This window comes from Streptomyces sp. NPDC059169, from assembly GCF_042755225.1.
GTDB lineage: Bacteria > Actinomycetota > Actinomycetes > Streptomycetales > Streptomycetaceae > Streptomyces.
The window spans coordinates 1-2199 of the sequence record NZ_JBHZCF010000053.1 but is presented as its reverse complement, the minus strand read 5'-3'; the positions used below and the strand labels follow the sequence as shown (position 1 = coordinate 2199).

The 2199-nt window shown below is 70.2% G+C and carries 1 protein-coding gene; it reads left to right on the top strand.

What is annotated here, in order from left to right:
• Nucleotides 1–29: 29 nt before the first annotated feature.
• Nucleotides 30–2199 (top strand): polyketide synthase dehydratase domain-containing protein (locus ACFXOM_RS35550; RefSeq protein WP_385041634.1); only part of this gene is annotated, 2170 nt, incomplete at its 3' end.

The window sequence follows — 2199 nt, the reverse complement described above, 5'->3', positions numbered from 1 at the left end:
ACGGTGTGCGGTGGTTGGAGCAGCAGGGTGTGACCAGGTTCCTGGAGATCGGGCCGGACGGCACCCTGACCGCCATGGCACAGGGCTGCCTCGACGGCGACACCGACAGCGGCACCGACACGGACGTGCAGCAGGTCCTCATCCCCGCCCTCCGCAAGGACCGTCCCGAGGTCATGGGGCTCCTCACCGCACTCGCCCAGGTGTTCACCGCCGGGGCATCGCTGACCTGGGAGGCCGCCTTCACGGGCGGCGATGCCCGCCGCGTGGGTCTGCCGACCTATGCATTCCAGCGGCTCCGCTACTGGCCCAAGCCGCCCGTCATGCCCACTGGCGACATCAGCTCGGCAGGACTCGGTTCGGCAGACCATCCGTTGCTGGGCGCGGCCGTCGAGGTGGCGGGCTCGGATGCCTTCCTCTTCACCGGGAGGCTGTCGCTGCACACCCACCCGTGGCTCGCCGACCACGCGGTGACCGGGACGGTCCTGTTCCCCGGCACCGGCTTCCTCGAACTGGCCGTACGCGCGGCCGACCAGGTGGGCTGTGATCGCGTGGACGAGTTCACCATCGCCGCGCCACTGGTCCTGCCCGAGCGCGGCCCGGTGCAACTGCAGCTTGCGGTGGAGCCGCCGGACGAGTCTGGGCGGCGGACCTTGAACCTGTACTCGCGGCCGGAGGACGAACTCACGGAGCAGCCGTGGGTGCTCAACGCCAGCGGCGTGGTGTCCACCGGAGCGCCCGCGGACCAGGTGGATCCGTACGACTTCACGGTCTGGCCGCCACGGAACGCGGACGCCACCCCTGTCGACGACTTCTACGGCCGTTTCGCAGAGGCCGGCTTCGCCTACGGTCCCGTCTTCCGCGGGCTGAAGGCCGTTTGGCAGCGGGGCGACGAGATCTTCGCCGAGGTCGGGCTGCCGGAGGAGCACGACGAGCTGGCCGGCGCGTTCGGGCTGCATCCCGCGCTGCTCGACTCCGCGCTGCACGCGATGATGTTCGTGTCCATGGAGGACGTCGGCCGCGGCCGGCTGCCGTTCTCCTGGAACGGCGTCTCTCTGCGGGCGGCCGGTGCCACTTCCCTGCGGGTCCGCCTGGTGCAGTCCGGACCCGAGGCGGTTTCCCTCGAACTGGCCGACCCCGCGGGAGGCGTCGTCGCCTCCATCGATTCCTTGACACTCCGTCAGGTATCCGGTGAACAGGTGAGCGGCGGCACGGCCTACCACGATGCGTTGTTCCAGGTGGACTGGAGCAGCGTGCCGATGCCCACCGCGCAGCCCGACGAACGATGGGCGGTCGTCGGGGACATGGCTCTGGCCGTGGCTCTGGAAGGCGCCGGCGTACGGGTGGAGGCAACCGACAGCCTGAGCGACATCGCCGACGAGGTACCCCCCGTGGTGTTGGCCAGTTCCCGCAGGACGGCGGACCCGGCTGACGCAGCCGCGGATGCGCACACCGCCGCCCACGACACGCTCGCACTGCTCCAGGACTGGCTCGCTGACGAGCGCTTCGCCGCCTCCCGTCTGGTCGTCCTCACCCACGGCGCCGTGAGTACCGCGGACGCTGATCACCCGGACCCGGCCCAGGCCGTCGTCTGGGGTCTGGTGCGGGCCGCCGGGGTGGAGAATCCGGGCCGGTTCACGCTCCTCGACCTCGACGACACGGCTGCCTCGGCCGCGGCCGTGCCCGGTGCCCTCGCGAGCGCAGAGCCCGAGATCGCTGTACGGGCGGGAGCACTGCGCGTACCGCGACTGGCTCGGGTCGCCTCCTCCGACGTGCTGTTCAGGCCCGACACGGACGGAAACGGAGACGCCTGGCGGCTCGACATCGTCGACAAGGGCACCCTGGACCATCTGCTCCTGACCGAATGTCCGGAGGCAGTAGCAGAGCTGGCGCCCGGGCAAGTACGCATCGCGGTGCGCGCGGCAGGCGTCAACTTCCGTGATGTGCTCAACGCGCTGGGAATGTACCCCGGTGAGGCCGGCGCACTCGGCAGCGAGGGCGCCGGTGTGGTGCTGGAGGTCGGCCCCGGAGTAGAGGACCTGCAACCGGGTGACCGGGTGATGGGTATGTTCTTCGGTTCCTTCGGTCCGGTGGCGGTGGCGGATCGGCGGTTGTTGGTGCGGGTTCCTGAGGGTTGGTCGTTTGCGCAGGCGGCGTCGGTTCCGGTGGTGTTTTTGACGGCTTTCTACGCTTTGGTGGATC